Source organism: Microbulbifer maximicatervae (SeqCode), from assembly GCF_052467065.1.
The window spans coordinates 851368-872046 of sequence record NZ_CP174299.1; the positions used below are offsets into that span (position 1 = coordinate 851368).

Sequence of the window (20679 nt, forward strand, 5' to 3'; positions counted from 1 at the left end):
AATTGTGGACAATCAGGCCAAAACCCCTTTATTACTAAAAATAAAATTGGCATAGAGATTGAATGTATTTAATTACCAACAAATTATTCCCCCATTACGAGGCAACGGCGCCTGTACTCTTCGGCAGAAGAGGAGACGCCCTTGCCATTTCAGACGGGCCCTCTTCCTGCCGAATAAAACGAATTGAGACGGCAGGATTGTAAATGAAGGCAAATGTTAAACCTCAAAAGCTGATTGTGATTGGCAACGGTATGGTCGGGCACCATTTCCTGGAACAGCTCGCCAACCATCAATACGCCAACCAGTTTGATATCACCATATTCTGTGCAGAGCCCCGTCCCGCTTATGACCGGGTCCACCTTTCCGAATACTTTGCCGGACGCACAGCTGAAGACCTGTCCATGGGAAACTTGGAGCAGTATCAGCAGTGGGGTTTTAATATCCTGCTCAATGACAAGGTGGTGCAAATTGATCGGGACAATAAAACAATTACTGCGGCAAGTGGAGCCAGCCACTCTTACGACCAATTAATACTTGCCACCGGCTCCTATCCCTTTGTTCCGCCAATACCCGGGCATCAACACCCGCGCTGCTTTGTATATCGAACCCTGGAAGATCTCGATTCCATTCGTTCGATTGCCGCCAGTGCAAAAAGTGGTGTAGTTGTCGGCGGTGGCCTACTGGGCCTGGAAGCTGCCAATGCCCTGAAAGCCCTGGGACTTGAAGCCCACGTTGTCGAGTTCGCCCCAGGCCTTATGGCCACTCAGTTGGATGAAGGTGGTTCAGCCCTATTAAGAACAAAAATTGAAGCGCTCGGGGTTCAGGTACACACCAGTACCGCCACGGAATTGATTGAAGAAGTAGACGGCCGCCTGCGTATGCAGTTCAAGGGAGATAAAGAACTGCTTACCGATATGATTGTTTTCTCCGCAGGCATTCGCCCTCAGGATGAACTGGCAAAATCCAGCGGGCTGGAAGTTGGCGAACGCGGCGGGATCGTAATTGACAGCAGCTGCCGTACTTCAGACCCGAATATTTTCGCTATCGGCGAATGCGCGCTTTACGATCAGAAAATTTTTGGCCTGGTCGCTCCCGGTTACAGCATGGCGCGTACTGCTGTCGCTCAACTGACCGGTGGAGAGGAAAGTTTTAACGGTGCTGACATGAGCACCAAACTGAAACTCCTGGGCGTACAGGTCGGCTCTATTGGCGATGCCCATGGTCGCACCGACGGCTCTGCCGCTATTACTTTTGTAGACGAGCAGAGCGGCGTTTACAAACGTATGATCACCGATAGCGAGGGCAAAAAGCTGCTGGGCGCGGTGATGGTAGGAGATACGGATGACTACGATACCCTGCTGCAATATCACCTCAATGATATTGAACTGCCCGAACATCCGGAGCAATTAATTTTACCGGCAACAGATGGCGCCGCTCCCGGACTGGGTGCTGCTGCACTTCCCGCTTCGGCTACCGTATGTTCCTGCCACAATGTAAGTAAAGGCCAGATTATCGATGCCGTTGCCGGTGGCTGCCACTCACTGGCTGATGTTAAGGATGCAACAAAAGCATCTACAGGTTGCGGTGGTTGTGCTGGGCTACTGAAAAATATTGTCGATGAAGAGCTAGCGGCGCTCGGCATGGAAGTGAACAATCACTTATGCGTGCACTTTCCCTTCTCCCGCCAGGAGTTATTTCATATTATCCAGGTGGAAGAAATAAAAACCTTTAGTGAATTATTAAGCAAACACGGTTCAGGGCGCGGCTGTGAAATTTGTAAACCTGCAGCCGCATCCATATTTGCCTCCCTGTGGAATGAACATATTCTGGAGCAGACTCACGTCGGCTTACAGGACACCAACGATACTTTTATGGCGAATATGCAGAAAAACGGCAGCTATTCCGTAGTTCCACGTATTCCCGGCGGCGAGATCACACCGGAAAAATTAATAGTGATCGGTGAAGTGGCCAAACGCTACAACCTCTATACCAAAATTACCGGTGGCCAGCGTATCGACTTGTTTGGCGCGCGCTTGGAGCAGCTACCGGAAATTTGGCGAGAACTGATTGATGCCGGATTTGAAACCGGCCATGCCTACGGCAAATCCCTGCGCACGGTTAAGTCTTGTGTTGGTAGCACCTGGTGTCGCTTTGGGGTTCAGGACAGCGTTTCAATGGCCCTTCAAGTAGAAAACCGCTACAAGGGATTGCGCTCTCCACACAAAATAAAAATGGCTGTTTCCGGCTGTACCCGTGAATGCGCTGAGGCTCAAAGCAAAGATGTCGGGGTTATCGCCACTGAAAAAGGTTGGAACCTATTTGTTTGTGGCAACGGTGGCATGCGCCCCCGCCATGCAGATTTGTTCGCCACCGACCTGGATGACGAAACCCTTATCCGCTATATCGACCGTTTCCTGATGTTCTATGTGCGCACCGCCGATAAATTACAGCGCACATCTGTGTGGCTGGAAAATCTTGACGGCGGCCTGGATTACCTGCGCGAAGTCATTATCGATGACAAGCTGGGGATTTGTGCTGAGCTGGAAGCCCAGATGGCCCGAGTAGTAGACACCTACCAATGCGAATGGAAAACAGCCATTAACGATCCGGAAAAACTCAAGCGCTTCCGTCAATTCGTTAATAGCAACGAAACTGACGAAAAGATTGTTTTCGTTAAAGAGCGCGGGCAACCGCGTCCGGCGACCACTGACGAGCTAGTGGAAACAGCCGAATCCGCCTAAAGCTTCACCCGGCGGCGCAAGCCGCCAGTTATACCTTTATTAATAAATTGCTTTTGAATCCTTTCCATCCATTGTGAGGAAATTATTATGAGCCTGGCTGCCCTGCAAGAAACTCCCTCAAATTCAGTTGCCATAACCCACCCCCAATGGTCTCCAATCTGTCAGCGATCAGATTTGGTCACCAACTCTGGGGTATGTGCGCTTTGGGGCGATACCTCCGTATACCCAACGAAGGCTTTGAATACAGTGACTAAAACTGTCTATCAAAGAAGCATCGCCCTGTTTTTTTTACCCGACCAGGAACAACAGCTTTATGCCGTTGACAACTGGGACCCAATCGCACAAGCTGGTGTGATTGCAAGAGGAATTATAGCGGAATTGGAAGGGGAATTAACCATTGCTTCCCCAATGTATAAAAACCATTTCCGCCTTAGCGATGGAGTCTGCATGGAAGACAGCGATATCAAGCTTGCCACCTACCCGCTGGCATTTAGTGGGGACACGGTTTACATCGGCAACAATAAGCTACAGTAATGGCAGTACAGGAATTTCTGAGCGCGCACCGCTCCTGCACTACCTGCCCCTATTGTGGTGTCGGTTGTGGGGTTTCGGTTAACAGGGAAGAGCGCGCAAATACTACAGCGATAACTGTTAGTGGCGACTCCCAGCACCCTTCAAATTTCGGCAAATTGTGCGTTAAAGGTTCTGCGCTCGGCGAAACGCTGGGCGAACACGGCCGTCTCCTGCACCCTCGCCTGCACGGAAAAGATTGTGACTGGGATACTGCGCTCTCTTATATGGCCGATGCCTTTAAGCAGACAATTCGCGACCATGGCCCTGACTCTGTAGCTTTTTATCTGTCCGGTCAGCTTCTCACCGAAGACTACTATGTGGCCAACAAGTTAATGAAGGGATTTATTGGCTCTGCCAATATTGATACCAATTCCCGACTTTGTATGGCCTCTGCGGTGGTGGGATATAAACGCGCATTTGGTGCCGATGCGGTACCCTGTTCCTATGAGGATCTGGAACAGGCTGAACTTATCGTGCTTATCGGTTCCAATGCAGCCTGGACACATCCGATCTTATTCCAGCGAATGCAGGCAGGTGCTGCAAAGCTTGTCGTTATCGACCCCCGTGGCAGCGCTACCAGTGAAATGGCAGATCTGCACCTGGCAATTAAACCCGGCACTGATGCGGCACTATTCAATGGACTACTGCGTTTTCTCAGCCGGCACTATTATCTAGATACCGGCTACATAAAAAATCATACACAGGGATTTGCCGATACCTTAGCTGCGGCTCAAGACTGGTCACCAGAATTAACTGCGGCCACCTGTGGCATATCTATCGAAAAACTATTGGAATTTTTTCAGGCATTTGCAGCAACAGAAAAGACCATTAGTTTTTATTCCATGGGAATCAATCAGTCCAGCAGCGGCACTGATAAAAACAACGCAATCATAAACTGCCATTTAGCCACCGGACGCGTGGGCAAAATTGGTGCAGGACCATTTTCTATTACCGGCCAACCCAACGCGATGGGTGGACGCGAGGTGGGCGGACTTGCCAATACCCTCGCCGCGCATATGGAGTTTAACGAGCAGGATATTGACCGGGTATCACGATTCTGGAATTCCGATCAAATTGCTACCAAGCCGGGAATGAAGGCTGTGGATATGTTCCGCGCGGTAGAAAGCGGAAAAATTAAAGCCATTTGGATTATGGCTACCAACCCCGCCGTCAGTATGCCCGAAGCCGATAGAGTCAAAGCTGCGCTACAGAAATGTCCGCTGGTTATTGTCTCCGACTGCATTACCAATACTGATACCGCTCGCTGTGCCGATTTGCTACTTCCCGCAACGGGCTGGGGAGAAAAAAACGGCACTGTCACCAATGCAGAACGACGTATCTCTCGGCAGCGTGGATTTTTATCCCCAGCGGGAGAAGCTCGCCATGACTGGCAAGCCCTGTGCGGACTGGCCCAGCATCTGGGCTATGGGGATCAGTTTAATTATTCACACCCCGCCGATATTTTTCGTGAGCACGCCCAGCTTTCCGGCTTCGAAAACCACGGCTCCAGGGCTTTTGATATCTCCGCACTCGCCAATATCAATCGCAGTGAATACGATGCATTGGCCCCGGTACAGTGGCCGGTCAATCAGGAGCACCCGGCTGGGTGCAAACGCTTATTCACCAGTGGACAGTTTTTTACCCCGGACAAGCGTGCGTGCTTTATCCCCATAGCGCCGCAGCCTCCGGAACAGCAGATCAGTGGCGAGTATCCCATATGGCTCAATACCGGCCGTATGCGCGACCAGTGGCATACCATGACCCGAACCGGGCGGGTAAGAAAATTACTCGATCACAGCGAACTGCCGGAAATACAAATAAACCCCAAGGATGCCGCTCGCTTCCAGGTTAACGATGGCGAATTAGTTCAGTTAAACAGCGCCTCATCTAAAATGGTCGGCCGCGCCGCTCTCAACGGAGGGCAAAAAAGAGGGGAGATCTTTGCCCCCATTCACTGGAGTGAAACCTTCTCACAGGATTCCAAGCCCAGTGCCCTGGCGGACTCCAGTATTGATCCCTACTCCGGCCAACCTGAATTCAAACAGGTTCCCGTTAATGTCAGTCCCCTAGCAGCTGAATACTTTGCCACAATGATCTGTGCCGAAGAGACTGCCGATAGAGTATGGGATTGGTTACAGCAGGCCAACGACAGCAGTATCCTGCACTGGTATCGAGTCCCCTTGGAAAATGGCTTTCGCTATGAAATTGCCGCGAACCAACTTATCCACGGGCGGGAACTGGCATCCAAGATAATGGACGAGCAGCCCCAATTGTTCTGGCAGGAATTGGTTACCCCTAAAAGTCAGCGCTGGATCGCCTACGATAATAGCTTAAAATTTCTGATTTTCTCTGGTAGAGACTGGCACCAATTACCCAGCCGACAGCACCTGGAAAATTACCTGGCCACTCCCCTGCCGGAATCACCGGGGCAACTGCTTCATCCCATAAAGCCCGGTGTGAAGATGATTTGTACCTGCCTCCAGATTTCCCGGCCACAGATAGAGGAGGCCATCGTCCAAGGCATTAACACCGTCGAAGCACTGGGAGAAACCCTTGGCTGCGGTACCAGCTGCGGTTCCTGCAAACCAGAAATCGCCAGTATTATTCGCACAGTTAATGTCTCTGAAGACACATCCATGGAGTCAACACCGGCAAAGCAAGATCCTGCCGAAATAAGCAGAAACCCCCAAATAAATATGGTTCAGGAATTTATTCCGCAGTAAGGTTTTAAATTCTCCCATGAATAAAAGAACCTCTGCCCGTAAGCGACCAACCTTGACGGCAGAGGCCTCTACCGAGCTATTGAGAACCTTCCGGGACAATCAATCAACCGCTTCTGCAGCTAGCTTTTGCGTTAAATCGCGAGGATGGCAGGCAGCAAGCTGGGTATCACTATCGGCCAAATAATCAATCAGTTTCTGTATAGGACCTTCGGAGACTCCGTTTGAAGGTCTAACTGCATAGGCGGGTAAATTCGGAAGCTGCCAGTCTGGCAATAACTCTTGTACATCATCCTGTGCGCTTATTAAAAATCGAGGTGGCGCCGATAGTCCCAGGCCGCAGCTCGTCAGTCGATAAGCCGCTTCAACGCTGTCGACAGTCGCTACCGGGGTGTAGCTAACTTCATATTCGCCCTGCTGCCGATGTAGAAATTGCCGGTGATTGGGCCGCATTGTCAGCCCAATCCAGGGCCAGACTGCAAGGTCGCGAGGATGACCCGGAAAACCATAGCGATCCAGCATATCGCCACTGGCAATTAACACCCGCTCTAGTTCAAATATCTTACGCGCTTTCAAATTGCTGTCAGGCATATTACCCAGGCGAATTGCCAAGTCAAAACCACCGCCAATTACATCCTCGTGCTGGTCGCTGCATTGAAGTTGTAAATGAATACCCAGATCCCGCCGGACAAAGTCCACTATTTTGCTCAGCAAGCGGCTGTGGATCAAAACGGCGGGGATTGCAATTTTAAGCCGACTGATACTGCGTTCCTCTCGCGCTTTGTATTCTCCGAGACCATCGGCGTACAAATCCAATATATTCTGTGCCGTTTTATAAATCTTTTCCCCATCTTCGGTCAGGGACAACTTGCGGGTATTGCGATACAAGAGCGCAACCCCAAGACTTTCCTCCAACCTCGCCACATAGGAACTAACGCTGGCGACAGAAATATCCAGTTCCGAAGAAGCGCCTCTAAAAGAGCCGCTTTCCACAACCTTGGCAAACACCAGTAAATAGCGAATATCCTTTAGCACAATAGCAACTCCCTATGAATTCTCTAAAGGTACTTCTGGGTCAACAGGAAAGAATACACCGCTCTTGCGAAGATCTGTGAATATATTGCTGTTAGCACGTAATCGGCACCCAGTCTCATGCAGCACACTCTTCCATACTTACTACTGGGGTGGAAGGAAAGAATACACTGCACTCGAGACACGCAGTGAATACATCCCTGTAAGCTCCTAATCGGCATCCATGCCTCATAGGGTCCCAAGTGCAGTGTATTCTTTCCTTCTCCCTTTTTAGTAAGTAAATTTTTATAAACAATATATTTCAGTTTTAAGTATCTAATCATTTTCCTACCAGGACATTAAAGTCTCCAAACAATTGATAACTGCTAGGAGCAGCGAATGTCACTACTTCTTGCTATGTTTGGGTTTTCCCTGGCTATGTCCATTACACCGGGGCCGGTGAATATGGTTATCATTTCCTCTGGGGTGAATTATGGATTTATCCGCACCTTGCCCTTTGTATCAGGAGCCACAATAGGCTTTACACTGTTACTTGCAGCTATAGGCCTTGGGCTCTATCAGGCAATAGAAATTTATCCCCAGTTACTACGATATGTTGCGATACCAGGATCAATTTATGTGGCCTATATCGGCTACCAAACAGCGGCTGCACCTACTAATCATGCGGATATTGAGCAGTTACAGAAACCACGCTTTTACCAGGGGTTTTTATTGCAATGGCTCAATCCGAAGGCCTGGATCGCCAGCCTTTCTGGAGTGGCTATTTTCTCCAGCAGCGATAACCACAGCAATTTACTCTCATTCACCCTGATTTACTTTCTGGTTTGCTACATCTCATTAAGTATTTGGGCTATTGCCGGGGATCGAGCTAGCTTACTATTAGGGAGTCAATACCGGCGCAAAGTATTTAACAGATCCATGGGGAGCCTTCTGATTATTTGCGCTACCTACCTTCTCTATAGCCAGGCTTTTACAGATTAACTTAAAATTTCTAACATTTAATTCACTCGACAACTACCTTAGGGTCCACCTAGTCTTAGTAAAAACTAAGCTTGGGCCGCCTATGATTAAGCTCCACCATATTGACCATATTGTATTGCGTGTCCAATCCCTAAAACCCATGCTCGACTTTTACCAAAATATTCTTGGATGCAGCATTGTGCGCCAACGGGACGATATTGGCCTCTACCAACTCCGCGCAGGCACTTGCATGATAGATTTAGTGCCAGTTGATAAACCTATCGGCCAGAGAGGGGGAGCAGCACCGGGAAAGGAAGGACGGAACCTGGATCATTTTTGCTTCCGGGTTGAACCCTTTAATCCAGAGAGTATCCAGGCCTTTTTAGCGCAGGAACAGGTAAAGTTTTCGCCAGCAGAAGAGCGCTTTGGCGCCGATGGAATTGGCCTGTCAATTTACATCTCAGATCCCGAGGACAATGTGATTGAGCTGAAAGGGCCACCCACTGGCAACAACTGAAGTTTGTGCCACGCTTGCGGAGTAGCCGGGCCCTTACCGGTTTCCCAACGACTCTTTCTCGATCAGCCAGGCGACTCACTATGGAAGCGGAAGTAATTGACTACACCGTAAACGGGGATACTTTTTGCGGATATCTCGCATGGGATGAAAATATCAGTGACAAACGGCCGGGGGTTTTACTGGTACACGAATGGTGGGGGCACAATGCCTTTGTTCGCGAGCAGGCGGAGAAGCTGGCCAACTGCGGCTACCTCGCTTTTGCAGTGGATATGTTTGGCGCAGGCAAACAGACCGATGATCCACAAGAGGCACAGCAGTTCAGGGATGAAGCCCTGAAGGACCCGGTCGCCCTTGAAGCGCGCTTCCGCACAGCATTATCACTGCTCCAGCAGCGGCCCCAAGCAGACCCGGATCAGGTCGCAGCACAGGGCTATTGTTTTGGCGGCGGAGTCGTACTCGCTATGGCTCGAGTCGGCGTGGACTTGCGCGGCGTAGTCAGTTACCACGGGGCACTGGCAAGAAGTACGCCCGCACAAAACAAACCTATTAATGCTGAAATACAGGTCTACACCGGCGGCGCCGATGTGATGGTTCCACCGGACCAGGTCGGCCAGTTTGTTACTGAAATGCAGGAATCCGAAGCCAAATTAACTCTGGTCAGTTACCCGGGGGTCCTACATGGATTCACCAACCCCTGTGCAACAGACCGGGGAGAAAAGTTCGGCCTGCCGCTGGCCTATAACCGTGAAGCCGCTGAAGACGCCTGGCGGGGAACACTGGCGTTTTACGAGAAGATTTTCTCCTGAAGTGAGCGCCGGAAAACCGCTATCAGCCTTTTAGCGCGATAAAAGTACGCCTTGGGAGTTGGTAGCAGTACTCGTGTATTGCTACCACTTTCCTACTCGGTCAAATCCAAATATCGAGCTCCCCCTCCCTGCTCCGCAGCTTCATCCCCGGGATTCCGTAAAGGGCATTTCTGCATAGACAAACAACCGCAGCCAATACATCCCTCAAGGTCATCGCGCAACTTGGTTAACTGCTGGATACGCTGATCCAACTCTTCACGCCAGTGAGAAGAGAGTGATGACCAATCCCCCGCATTGGGCGTGCGCTTATTGGGAAGCTCCCCGAAGGCCTCGCGTATTTCCGACAATGGAATCCCGGTACTCTGGGCCACCTTGATAATGGCCACTCGTCGCAACACATCCCGTGAGTAACGCCTTTGATTTCCGGAGGTCCGCCAACTGGCAATCAGGCCTTTGCTTTCATAGAAATGGAGGGCGCTGACTGCCACGCCGCTGCGCTCGGCCACCTCGCCAACAGTCAGCTCCCGCTTGATTTGTTTTGACTTTACCGCTCCTTTTTCGGCCGATTCTTCAGCTGCCATAAAAATGCCCACCAACCATTGACCTAAACATTAGTTGAGGTTTTACACTGCTGCGCAACCTAATGCAAGCGAGGGAGAAAAGTGATGGAAAAGCACCAAGCAAACGGCGTTGCGCAACCAGCCGGTCAAGCCACCCCAAACCTGTTCTTACTACTAGTGGCAGCTGCAAGCCTGAACCCCAAATTTGCTAATGAAATACGCGAGTCTGGAGATACCGCGAAGAGAAACCCTGGGACCTAGAAGCAGCGACTAATAATCATGAAGCACACGACCAGCGGGATACCGTCTCAGAGCCGTATCACATTACTGTGCCTGGCAGCACTCACTATCATGTCGGGGGCCACTGTAGCCCCGTCACTACCTGCACTGCAGCAGTATTTCTCAGGGACACCCAATAGTGATTTGTGGAGCCGACTGGTAGTGACCCTACCCGCTTTGAGCATCGCCCTCTGCGCTCCATTAGCAGGCTGGATAGCTGATCGCCATGGCCGCCTGCAATTATTGAAAGCAGCCCTGGTACTCTATGGACTATCCGGTCTACTAGCCCTATTTCAGGATAATCTCGCAGGTATCCTGACTAGCCGCCTACTATTGGGAGTTGCCGTGGCCGGAACAATGACCTCGGTAACAGCCCTGGTGGGGGATTATTTCAGCCGGGAGCAACGCCTAACTTATTTGAGCCAGCAGAGTACTTTTATCAGTATCGGTGGGGTCGTATTTCTAACCCTGGGCGGACTACTGGCCAGCTTACATTGGCGCGCCCCCTTCGCAATTTACTTGTTGGCCTTACTACTAGTTCCAGCAGTTAAAATTTTCCTTTGGGAGCCCGTGCGAATAAGGCCTTTCAAGCACAGAGACCCAAAAAAAGAAAAGCAGGCTAACCCGCTTGCATTTTATGCACTACTGGCGGCGGCAACTTTAAATAGCCTGGCTTTTACCCTGATTCCAACTCAGATCCCGTTTTACTTGCGCGAGATAGAAATCTCCTCACCCAGCCTTATTGCTATGGCTATCGCCTCCAGTAATATTATGGGAGCCATCGCCTCATTACTGATTTACCGGCGAGCCCGGAATCAACTGGGAGTGCTCGGCGTTTTTATCGCAAGCTTTACTATTATGGCCGCCAGCTTTGGGCTGCTCGCCGGTGCTCAAAACCTGACGGAAATAGTTGCTTTTATTGCCCTCTACAGACTTGGAATGGGTACCCTGATACCACATATCTTTTCTACGGCTCTCGAGTCTGCTCCGGAGTCAAAAAGAGGGAAAACTGCGGGATTTCTGACGACTGGAATTTTTCTTGGGCAATTTATTTCGCCTTTCATCAGCCAGCCCTGGATTGATAAAATGGGATATTCCAGTGCATTTTCATACATGGCTTTAATTTTGGTGTTCGCCGCCTCCAGCGCGGCTTTGATATACATCATTAAAATTAAAAAAGAATTCTCATTGGCATATACTTCCGGGCTGGGATCAGGAAACTGATCCGACAGGAAAGGTATTCCTCCTTTCTGCCCGATAAATCCACCTGACAACACACAGCCAAAGCCGTACGGTAATTTTGGCAAGGAGAAAAAGTGGAATCGATTATTTCCATAAAAGGCTTGGGAAAAACCTATGCCGAGGGGTTTACCGCCCTGAAGAATATCGACCTGGAAATTCAGCGGGGAGAACTCTTTGCCTTGCTCGGCCCCAATGGCGCGGGCAAGACAACCATGATCAGCATTATCTGCGGCATCGTAAATCCGAGCTGCGGTGAGGTCACTGTCAATGGTTACAATATTCAGCGGGACTATCGCAATGCCCGCAATGAGATTGGTCTGGTGCCCCAGGAGATATCCACCGATGCCTTTGAAACCGTTTGGGCGGCAGTGAAATTCAGCCGCGGTCTATTCGGCAAGGCTCCCAATCCCACCTATCTGGAGAAAATTCTACGGCAGCTCTCCCTATGGGAGAAAAAAGATAACAAAATTATTACGCTTTCAGGAGGAATGAAACGCCGCCTGATGATCGCCAAAGCGCTATCCCACGAGCCCAATGTGCTCTTCCTCGACGAACCCACCGCCGGGGTCGACGTAGAGCTGCGCCAGGATATGTGGCAAATGGTGCGCGAACTGAAAGAGTCGGGGGTAACCGTTATCCTCACCACCCACTATATCGAAGAGGCCGAGGAAATGGCCGATCGTGTCGGTGTTATCAATCACGGCCAACTGGTTCTGGTTGAGGAGAAAAATGCACTGATGAAGAAAATGGGGGAGAAAGAACTCAGCCTGCAATTGCCCACACCACTGCAACAAATTCCAGAGAGTCTTGCTGACCTGCCACTCAGTCTCAGCAGCGATGGCAGCCAGCTGGTTTATCGCTTTGATATCAAAAGCGAAGACACTGGTCTTGCGGAATTTCTGCGCCGTTTAAATGCCGCCGATATTGAATTCCGCGATTTACACACCCGGGAAAGCTCCCTGGAGGAAATTTTCGTCAACTTGGTTCACGGTGCCCGCCTTGAACGGGAAGAGCAGCTCAGTAAGGAGGCACAGGCATGAATTGGTATGGAATTGGCGCCATCTATAAATTTGAGATGGCCCGCACCTGGCGCACCCTAATGCAGAGCATCGCCTCACCGGTGCTCTCCACATCTCTCTATTTTATTGTGTTTGGTGCGGCGATTGGATCGCGTATGGGGGATATCGACGGGGTCAGCTATGGGGCCTTTATTATTCCAGGATTGGTAATGCTCGCACTGCTCAGCGAGAGTATTTCCAACGCCTCTTTCGGAATATTTTTCCCTAAGTTTTCCGGCACCATTTATGAAGTACTGTCCGCTCCCATATCCTCCTTCGAAATCGTCACCGGATATGTGGGTGCCGCAGCGACAAAGTCCATTTTATTGGGGCTGTTGATATTGCTGACCGCTCGCTTTTTTGTGGATTACGAAATTGTACACCCCTGGTGGATGCTGACATTCCTCGCGCTGACTGCCGTCACTTTTAGCCTGTTCGGATTTATTATCGGAGTTTGGGCCGATGACTTTCAGAAGCTGCAAGTTATTCCGCTGATGATTATTACGCCGCTCACTTTTCTCGGCGGTGCATTTTATTCGATCAGTATGCTGCCGGAAATGTGGCAAAAAATTACCTTGTTCAACCCGGTAGTTTATTTGATCAGCGGCTTCCGCTGGGCTTTTTACGGCGTAGCCGATGTTAACCTGGGGCTGAGTATCGGCATGACTTTGCTCTTTCTGGTGCTGTGTCTCACCACCGTCTGGTGGATTTTCCGCACCGGATACCGCATCAAAACCTGATTCCTCCCCCACGCCGCTGTGCCAACCTTAGTAAAGGCGGTACAGCGGTGGACTTAGCATGGTGGAGGAATATCACGAAGGGGGCTGCGTTTGCGGGCAACTGCGCTTTCGCGCCCTCGGCTCCCCTCGCCGGGTCAGCCTGTGCTCTTGTCAGTGGTGTAGAAAGCGCAGCGGTAGTCCCATCGGCTTATCGGTCTACTTCAAAAAGAAACAAATAGCCTTTCTTCAGGGCCATTTGCAAACCCACACTCTTTACTCCGATGCCGGTCGCTGGATAAAGAGCCAGTTCTGCCCCGATTGCGGCAGCACGCTCACCTGGACACTGGAGTTCCTACCCGAATATCGGGGCTTTGGTGGCGGCGCCTTTGATGCACCGGAATTTATTTATCCCGAGCGCTATGTTTACAGCCGCAACAAACCGGAGTGGCTCCAGGTCGCCAGTGATATTGTCCTGTGCCCCGCGATGGCGGAGCAGCCCAAGAATACAGGCAATAATCCCGGCGCTAGTGGTGGGCACACATAAAGGTTCTCACCGCCTTTTGTACGCGCTCACGGCGCTCTTCCTGTGTCGACATTTGTCGGCAGCCGATCAAGACCTGCATATGGTGGCAACCCAGCAACAAACCGATAAAATCTTCCGCCGCTACGGCGGGATTATCCACCTTCAACATCTGTAACTGATTGGCTCTGCGCAATAGCTGCTCTATCTCCCCCAAAATCCGCTGGGGACCGGCGTCAAAAAATAGCTGGGCCATTTCCGACTCCTGGGATGCCAGGGCACACAAAAGGCGTAACAGACGCACGCTATCCTCGCTCTCCACCATCCCCATAAAAGCGTCGCCAATACGCTCCAGGACCTGCTCTACCGATTCCCCCTCTTCTAAAGCAAAGATGGGCAGGGGCATCATCATTTCACAGCGAGAGGCAATAGCGGCGCTAAAGAGCGTCCCCTTATCGGAGAAGTGGCTATAGACCGTAAGTTTGGATACTCCCGCTGCCGAGGCCACCGCATCCACGCTGGTAGCGGCAAAACCGTGGGATAAAAACAGGTCCCGGGCGGCATCCAGAATGGCTTGGCGTTTCACCGGATCCTTGGGGCGACCGCGCTGGGCGGCCGTCTGGGTCTGCTCAGACATAGCTCTCCATATACTAGACTCGTTAGTTCATTAAATATACTATACTCGCCAGTATAACATTGATGGCCGCCCGGCCATGCTTGACCCAGTCACGGATCTGCCTCGACGCGCCAGCGCCGGGGAAGGAAGCCAATATGTACCGAATGCTAATCCTCGCTGCGCTCTCACTCAGCCTTTTGCTGAGCGCTTGTGCCCCCTCTGAATCCCAGGAACAAGAAACCAAACCGCGCCCCGCTGTTATGGTGCGCCCCACCCTGGCCAGCGCCCAAACCGATGTCTATCCCGGTGAGGTAAGAGCCCGCTTCGAGCCGGCACTGGCCTTCCGTATCGGCGGGAAAATCCAGCGGCGCCTGGTAAATGTCGGCGACCGTGTGGAACAGGACCAGCCCCTGGCGGAACTGGACACTGAAGACCTGCTGCTACAACTGGATTCAGCCCGCGCCAGCCATACTTCCGCCGAGGCAGACCAGCGCCTGGCTAGCAGTGAACTGTCGCGCCACCGCAAGCTATTGGAAAAGCAGCTGGTGAGCCTCTCCCAGTTCGATACCGTAGAAACCCAATTCGAAGCCAGCGAAGCGCGGCTACAGCAGGCCAAGGCACAGCTGGATGTTGCCCGCAACCAGGCTGCCTACGCCGTACTCAAGGCGCCGGAAAGTGGCGTGATCGCCCGCCGCATGGCCGAGGCCGGCCAGGTCGTTGCCGCAGGACAAGGCATTTTTGAGCTGGCAGCCGATGGCGAGCGAGAAGTGCGTATCGACCTGCCGGAACAATCCGTCAGCCGCTTTAAAGTGGGCCAACCGCTAACTGTCGAACTCTGGTCCCAACCGGGCCAATCTTTTCCCGCACGCATCCGCGAACTATCGCCGGCAGCCGATCCCATATCCCGCACCTTTGAAGCCAGGGTCGCTTTCGAAAATAAAGTGAGCGGTGTAGAAATCGGCCAGAGTGCACGGGCGTTTGTCCCCAGGGCGGAAAAAACTGATGTACTGCAAGTTCCTATGTCAGCAGTCAGTGCCGACGATGGCGCCGCATTTGTATGGGTATTAAATCCAGAGACAAAAACACTGCATAAAACTCCGGTCAGCCTGGGCCCCTACGGTGAGGAGTTTGTCTCGGTATTTTCCGGGTTGAAACGCAACGATTGGATCGTAGCCGCAGGTACCCATTTGTTGCAGGAAGGTATGGTGGTGCGCCCTGTGGACCGTATGAACCGCCCCATCGAACAGGGGCCGTCTCTCGCCCATCAGGAATAAATTAAAGGCGCGGAAACAATAAATCTGCCCGCGCAAATTAATTCCCAATAAAGCCTCGATAACAATTTCCAAAGTGCGGCCGCGAACAGCAGAGCCGCCCTTGAAACAGAGAAACTGCCATGGGTTTTAACCTTTCCGAGTGGGCCTTAAAAAACCGCCCACTGGTGCTTTACGCAATGATCGTCCTGGGACTGCTGGGAACCTTCTCCTATACCCAATTGGGGCAAAGTGAAGATCCCCCCTTTACCTTTAAAGTGATGGTGATCAACACCGTCTGGCCCGGCGCCAGTGCCGAGGATGTGTCCCGCCAAATTACCGAACGAATAGAAAAGAAATTACTGGAGACTGGTGACTACCAGCGTATTTCCTCTTTTTCCAGGCCGGGGCAATCCCAGGTATTGTTTGTTGCCCGGGACGATATGCACTCCCGTGATATTCCCGACCTCTGGTATGAAGTGCGCAAAAAGGTGGGGGATATTCGCCACACCCTGCCGCCGGATATCCAGGGCCCATTTTTTAACGACGAGTTTGGCACCACCTTCGGCAATATTTATGCCCTCACCGGCAGTGGCTTCGATTACGCACTGATGAAGGACTACGCTGAGCGGCTGCAACTGGCCCTTCAGCGAGTTAAGGATGTCGGCAAGGTCGAGTTACTGGGACTGCAGGACGAAAAAATTTGGGTGGAAATATCCAACACCAAATTGGCCTCCATGGGCATTCCACTGTCTGCGGTTCAAAACGCCCTGCAAGCGCAAAACCAGGTCACCGATGGCGGCTTTGTGGATACCGTCAGCGACCGGGTGCGCATTCGTGTGAGCGGACAGTTCACCTCCGTCAATGAAATACGCCAGTTTCCTATTACCGCAGATGGCCGCACCCAGCGCCTGGGAGATATCGCCCAGGTCCACCGCGGCTTTAGCGATCCGGCCCAGCCCCGCATGCGCTTTATGGGAGAGGATGCCATCGGCCTCGCCGTGTCCATGAAGGAAGGGGGAGATATTTTAAAGTTGGGTAAAGCCCTCGACGAAACCTTTGCCCGACTACAGGAAGATCTGCCCATAGGTATGGAACTGCGCAAGGTCTCCGACCAACCGGCAGCAGTAAAACGCGGCGTTGGCGAATTCCTGCAAGTGCTGGCTGAAGCTCTGGGTATCGTACTGCTGGTGAGTTTTTTCTCCCTCGGCAGCCGCCCGGGATTAATTGTGGCGCTGTCGATCCCATTGGTATTGGCGATGACCTTCGCGCTGATGCACTACTTCAATATCGGCCTGCACAAAATCTCGCTGGGGGCACTGGTACTCGCCCTGGGCTTGATGGTGGACGACGCCATTATCGCGGTGGAGATGATGGCGATAAAAATGGAGCAGGGGCTCAGCCGGCTAAAAGCCGCCGGCTTCGCCTGGACCAGCACCGCCTTTCCCATGCTCACCGGTACATTGATTACCGCCGCCGGTTTTTTACCGATTGCCACCGCCCAGTCCGGTACCGGTGAATACACCCGATCTATTTTCCAGGTGGTCACCCTGTCGCTAATCGTTTCCTGGATTGCCGCCGTGGTCTTTGTACCCTATCTGGGCCACTACCTGCTGCCAAACCTGGCGCGACACGGCCACGGCGGTGAAGTCAAAGACCCCTACCAGAAACCCTTTTACCAGCGCTTCCGCCGCTTTATTACCTGGTGCCTGCGCAATCGCAAAACAGTGATCGCGGCCACCCTGGCAATTTTTGTCGGCTCGCTCGCTCTGTTCAAACTGGTTCCGCAACAGTTCTTCCCCTCTTCCGGACGCCTCGAATTGATGGTGGACCTGAAGCTGGCCGAAGGTGCCTCGCTGAAATCCACCGAGCACCAGGCCAAAAGGTTGGAAACCCTGCTGGCGCAAAACGATCAGGTAGAAAATTACGTGGCCTATGTGGGCACCGGCTCCCCGCGCTTCTACCTGCCTTTGGACCAGCAGCTGCCCGCTGCCAGTTTCGCCCAGTTTGTTGTAATGACCCGCAGTGTCGAAGAGCGCGAGCAAGTGCGCAGCTGGCTGATCAATACGATGAATGAGGAATTCCCCACCCTGCGCAGCCGTGTGTCCCGCCTGGAAAACGGCCCACCCGTGGGCTACCCGGTGCAATTCCGCTTGTCCGGCGAACATATTCGCGAAGTGCGCGGGCTGGCCCGGGAAGTGGCCGAGCGCCTGCGGGACAATCCACAGGTGACCAACGTGCACTTGGACTGGGAAGAACCCAGTAAATCCATCAACCTCAATATCGACCAGGACCGCGCTCGCGCCATGGGTGTCAACAGTGCAACCTTGTCCCAGGCTCTGCAAAGTTCCTTGACCGGTATCACTGTGAGCCAATACCGGGAAGATAACGAGCTGATCGACGTGCGTGTGCGCGGTAATGAAGACGATCGCTATGCCCTGCGCCAGTTGGGCAACCTCGCAGTACAAACCGACAGCGGCCGCAGTGTACCGCTGAACCAGATTGCCACCCTGGAGTACGGTTTTGAGGAAGGTATTATCTGGCACCGGGATCGCCTACCCACCGTCACAGTGCGCGCTGATATTTATGGGGAAGAGTTACCGGCGACCGTAGTCAATGCCGTGTGGCCTCAGCTTCAATCCATTCGCGATAAATTACCGCCGGGCTACTTGCTGGAAGTGGGTGGTACCGTGGAAGAATCTGCGCGGGGGCAAAAATCGGTCAATGCCGGTATGCCGCTATTTGTGTTGGTGGTCTTTACCCTGCTGATGCTGCAGTTGCGCAGTATGTCCCTATCCACCATGGTATTCCTCACGGCTCCCCTGGGCCTGATCGGCGTTACCCTGTTCCTGCTGCTGTTTGGCAAGCCCTTTGGTTTTGTCGCCATGCTGGGCACCATCGCCCTGGCGGGAATGATTATGCGTAACTCGGTGATTTTGGTGGACCAGATACAGCAGGATATCAGCCAGGGCCTCAGCCCCTGGGATGCAATTGTCGAGTCGACGGTAAGACGCTTCAGGCCGATTGTTTTGACAGCGCTGACTGCGGTATTGGCGATGATTCCACTGTCCCGCAGTGACTTCTTTGGCCCTATGGCGGTCGCCATTATGGGCGGATTGATTGTCGCAACCGGACTCACCCTACTGTTCCTGCCAGCACTCTATGCTGCTTGGTTCCGAGTGCGGGAAGAACACAATGAAGAAGCGGTGGAAAACAGTCCTGAATTTGGCGGGCCCATGACCCCGAACGCCACTACAGATTAAAATCACTGGGTAATCCAACAAAAAAGGCGGCGCAGGTTTTCACTGCGCCGCCTTTTTTTATTTTCTAAGATTGTGTCAGGGAGTCGTAAACGATCCCGGTCCAAATATCCGGTGTCATAAAACCCTGGCCATACTGCGCATCAAATTCCGCTGTGGGCTTTGCAGAAATCACTTCCTGCCGGGTTTTACCCTCATCCACCATCGCTTTCACTTTGTCCCTAAGCCCTGCCAATATATTGCGCTGCTGTTGCAGTTCTGCCCGATTACTGAGAGGACCGTGACCGGGAATAATTTTGGTATCTTCCCCCGCCATCGCCAAAGCGGTGTCCATAGCTGCGATCATGCCATCCACCGAGCCGCCGGAAGAGAGATCGATAAAGGGATAGTTGCCGTTAAAATAAATATCCCCCATATGAATCACATCGGCTTCGGCAAAATGCACGATGGAGTCACCATCCGTGTGCGCCGGCCCCACATGTTGGACCTTTACCCTATCGCCATTCCAGTAAAAGGTAGTGGCATCGGTAAAGGTAATCACCGGTAATGCTTCTGGAGGAGACGGCTCAACCTTCCGCTTAAATGCCTCAATAAACTGCTCGGTACTTACCCGTTTGCGCACATTCTCGTGAGCCACAATCAGGGCGCCGCTTTTACCCAGGTTTTCATTACCGCCGGTATGATCTCCATGCCAGTGGGTATTAATGACGAAGCGCAAAGGTTGCTTGGCTAATTCAGCTACTGCCTGTTGAATTTTTGCGGTCAAAGGCGCGTATTGGTCATCCACCATAAAGGTGCCGTCCTCCCCCACCAGTACCGCAATATTGCCCCCAGCCCCTTTGAGCATATAAACATTGCCAGACACGGATTCACTACTAATTTCCACATTGGCAAACCGATCCTGCGCAGAGGTAAAAGATGCAGCCAATACAGAAACCGCCAGGGCGACGGAACCTACTACGTTCTTCATAAAAACTCCCAGTTGTTATTATTTCTTTCCAATATCATCGGCAACTGATTATTTAGCTCAGGCTGCCTGCTTCAATAAAGTTTCTCGCTGCTGCGCCAACATTTCCAACAGCAGATCCGGTCGGTCAGTCACAATGCCGTGTACGCCCAGTTCAATATAGCGCCGGTAGTTTTCCGTGCCATTCACAGTCCATACCGCCAAGTGGACTTTCTTCTTATTAGCGGCGCGCACCATACTTTCAGTAACTACGGGAATACCTTTTTGCTCCATCGGTAGCTGCATCGCGCTATAGCTTGGACGCAGCAGTTTCTCTGCTCGGAGTAACTGTGCAATATAAAATACCACCGCCTCTACGGTAGGCGTGCCCGTCGCTACTTGCGGACAGAGTCGACGAAACTCATTAATCACCCCTTGGTGAAATGAGGAAACGACGACCTGCTCGCCTTTTCCACACTTTGCCAGCACATCCTTCAACACTTTTGCAGCGCGATACTGACGGCTTTTAATCTCCAGTATCATTGGCATATCCCCCACCATTGACAGCGCCTCTTCCAGAGTCAACACTCGCAGGGGCTTTTCTCTATAGGGGTAATACTCTCCATCCCGAGTCCAGAGATAGGCAACATTTAACTGGCGCAGCTGCTCTAAGGTTTTATCCTCTATAAACCCCGCACCATCAGAGAACATTTCCAGCTCCCTGTCGTGAATCAACACTAAATGGCCGTCGGCAGTGAGCCACAGATCCACTTCAATAGCATCCACGCCCAGTTGCACCATTTTTTCAAGGTAAATCGCCGTGTTTCCTGGGTAGAGGCCATTGCCGCAGTCATTACCATGTGCGATCACCATCGGCCCC

The 20679-nt window shown here is 52.1% G+C and carries 18 protein-coding genes; 13 read left to right on the plus strand and 5 right to left on the minus strand.

Going from position 1 to position 20679, the window contains the following annotated elements; translation table 11 throughout:
* The first annotated feature begins 203 nt into the window (after nucleotides 1-203).
* From nirB to ACJJI1_RS03895, 3 genes are all read left to right on the plus strand, one after another.
* Nucleotides 204-2741, plus strand: a complete 2538-nt coding sequence (gene nirB / locus ACJJI1_RS03885) for a nitrite reductase large subunit NirB (RefSeq protein WP_444958596.1) — start codon at nucleotides 204-206, stop codon at nucleotides 2739-2741.
* Nucleotides 2742-2828: 87 nt separating this feature from the next.
* Complete coding sequence (gene nirD / locus ACJJI1_RS03890; protein WP_444940813.1) at nucleotides 2829-3275, plus strand: nitrite reductase small subunit NirD; 447 nt, start codon at nucleotides 2829-2831, stop codon at nucleotides 3273-3275.
* Nucleotides 3275-6037, plus strand: coding sequence for a nitrate reductase (locus tag ACJJI1_RS03895; RefSeq protein WP_444958597.1), 2763 nt, complete (start codon nucleotides 3275-3277; stop codon nucleotides 6035-6037). Before nirD ends, ACJJI1_RS03895 begins: the two co-directional genes overlap by 1 nt.
* Before the next feature lie 99 nt (nucleotides 6038-6136).
* Here ACJJI1_RS03895 and ACJJI1_RS03900 read toward each other — a convergent pair whose 3' ends face one another.
* Nucleotides 6137-7069: a LysR family transcriptional regulator gene (locus ACJJI1_RS03900; protein WP_444958598.1), complete on the minus strand. Its 933-nt coding sequence runs from the start codon at nucleotides 7067-7069 to the stop codon at nucleotides 6137-6139.
* Between the two features lie 375 nt (nucleotides 7070-7444).
* On the opposite strand from ACJJI1_RS03900, the gene ACJJI1_RS03905 reads away from it, so the two are divergent.
* The 3 genes from ACJJI1_RS03905 (at nucleotide 7445) to ACJJI1_RS03915 (ending at nucleotide 9349) form a co-directional block, all read left to right on the plus strand.
* Nucleotides 7445-8047, plus strand: a complete 603-nt coding sequence (locus ACJJI1_RS03905; protein ID WP_444958599.1) for a LysE family translocator — start codon at nucleotides 7445-7447, stop codon at nucleotides 8045-8047.
* An 82-nt stretch (nucleotides 8048-8129) separates the two neighbouring features.
* On the plus strand, nucleotides 8130-8543 hold the full coding sequence (locus ACJJI1_RS03910) for a VOC family protein (protein ID WP_282931346.1): 414 nt from the start codon (nucleotides 8130-8132) through the stop codon (nucleotides 8541-8543).
* Between the two features lie 80 nt (nucleotides 8544-8623).
* Nucleotides 8624-9349, plus strand: a complete 726-nt coding sequence (locus tag ACJJI1_RS03915) for a dienelactone hydrolase family protein (RefSeq protein ID WP_444915587.1) — start codon at nucleotides 8624-8626, stop codon at nucleotides 9347-9349.
* A 92-nt stretch (nucleotides 9350-9441) separates the two neighbouring features.
* Here the strand turns inward: ACJJI1_RS03915 and soxR are convergent, their stop codons facing one another.
* Nucleotides 9442-9930 (minus strand): redox-sensitive transcriptional activator SoxR, encoded by a 489-nt coding sequence (gene soxR, locus ACJJI1_RS03920; RefSeq protein ID WP_282931344.1) that lies wholly within the window; start codon nucleotides 9928-9930, stop codon nucleotides 9442-9444.
* Between the two features lie 84 nt (nucleotides 9931-10014).
* On the opposite strand from soxR, the gene ACJJI1_RS03925 reads away from it, so the two are divergent.
* The 5 genes from ACJJI1_RS03925 to ACJJI1_RS03945 all read left to right on the plus strand — a co-directional run bounded on the left by ACJJI1_RS03925 (nucleotide 10015) and on the right by ACJJI1_RS03945 (nucleotide 13751).
* Nucleotides 10015-10170: a hypothetical protein gene (locus ACJJI1_RS03925; protein ID WP_282931343.1), complete on the plus strand. Its 156-nt coding sequence runs from the start codon at nucleotides 10015-10017 to the stop codon at nucleotides 10168-10170.
* An 18-nt stretch (nucleotides 10171-10188) separates the two neighbouring features.
* Nucleotides 10189-11412: an MFS transporter gene (locus ACJJI1_RS03930; RefSeq protein WP_444958600.1), complete on the plus strand. Its 1224-nt coding sequence runs from the start codon at nucleotides 10189-10191 to the stop codon at nucleotides 11410-11412.
* Between the two features lie 92 nt (nucleotides 11413-11504).
* Entirely contained in the window at nucleotides 11505-12470 is a 966-nt protein-coding gene (locus tag ACJJI1_RS03935) for an ABC transporter ATP-binding protein (protein WP_444958601.1), read from the plus strand.
* Nucleotides 12467-13228, plus strand: coding sequence for an ABC transporter permease (locus ACJJI1_RS03940; protein WP_413663248.1), 762 nt, complete (start codon nucleotides 12467-12469; stop codon nucleotides 13226-13228). Before ACJJI1_RS03935 ends, ACJJI1_RS03940 begins: the two co-directional genes overlap by 4 nt.
* A 58-nt stretch (nucleotides 13229-13286) precedes the next feature.
* The gene (locus ACJJI1_RS03945) at nucleotides 13287-13751 is read left to right on the plus strand and encodes a GFA family protein (protein ID WP_444958602.1); all 465 of its coding nucleotides are present in this window, start codon (nucleotides 13287-13289) and stop codon (nucleotides 13749-13751) included.
* Here the strand turns inward: ACJJI1_RS03945 and ACJJI1_RS03950 are convergent.
* Nucleotides 13732-14364, minus strand: coding sequence for a TetR/AcrR family transcriptional regulator (locus ACJJI1_RS03950; RefSeq protein WP_444958603.1), 633 nt, complete (start codon nucleotides 14362-14364; stop codon nucleotides 13732-13734). The two genes, ACJJI1_RS03945 and ACJJI1_RS03950, sit on opposite strands and share 20 nt — an antisense overlap.
* 134 nt (nucleotides 14365-14498) lie before the next feature.
* Between ACJJI1_RS03950 and ACJJI1_RS03955 the strand changes: the two genes are divergently transcribed.
* Nucleotides 14499-15617, plus strand: coding sequence for an efflux RND transporter periplasmic adaptor subunit (locus ACJJI1_RS03955; RefSeq protein WP_444958604.1), 1119 nt, complete (start codon nucleotides 14499-14501; stop codon nucleotides 15615-15617).
* Between the two features lie 119 nt (nucleotides 15618-15736).
* Nucleotides 15737-18856 (plus strand): efflux RND transporter permease subunit, encoded by a 3120-nt coding sequence (locus ACJJI1_RS03960; RefSeq protein WP_444958605.1) that lies wholly within the window; start codon nucleotides 15737-15739, stop codon nucleotides 18854-18856.
* 64 nt (nucleotides 18857-18920) lie between these two features.
* Here ACJJI1_RS03960 and ACJJI1_RS03965 read toward each other — a convergent pair whose 3' ends face one another.
* Both ACJJI1_RS03965 and ACJJI1_RS03970 read right to left on the minus strand, forming a co-directional pair.
* Entirely contained in the window at nucleotides 18921-19823 is a 903-nt protein-coding gene (locus ACJJI1_RS03965) for an MBL fold metallo-hydrolase (protein ID WP_444918141.1), read from the minus strand.
* A gap of 57 nt (nucleotides 19824-19880) precedes the next feature.
* Nucleotides 19881-20672: a glycerophosphodiester phosphodiesterase family protein gene (locus tag ACJJI1_RS03970; protein ID WP_444918142.1), complete on the minus strand. Its 792-nt coding sequence runs from the start codon at nucleotides 20670-20672 to the stop codon at nucleotides 19881-19883.
* Nucleotides 20673-20679: the final 7 nt, after the last annotated feature.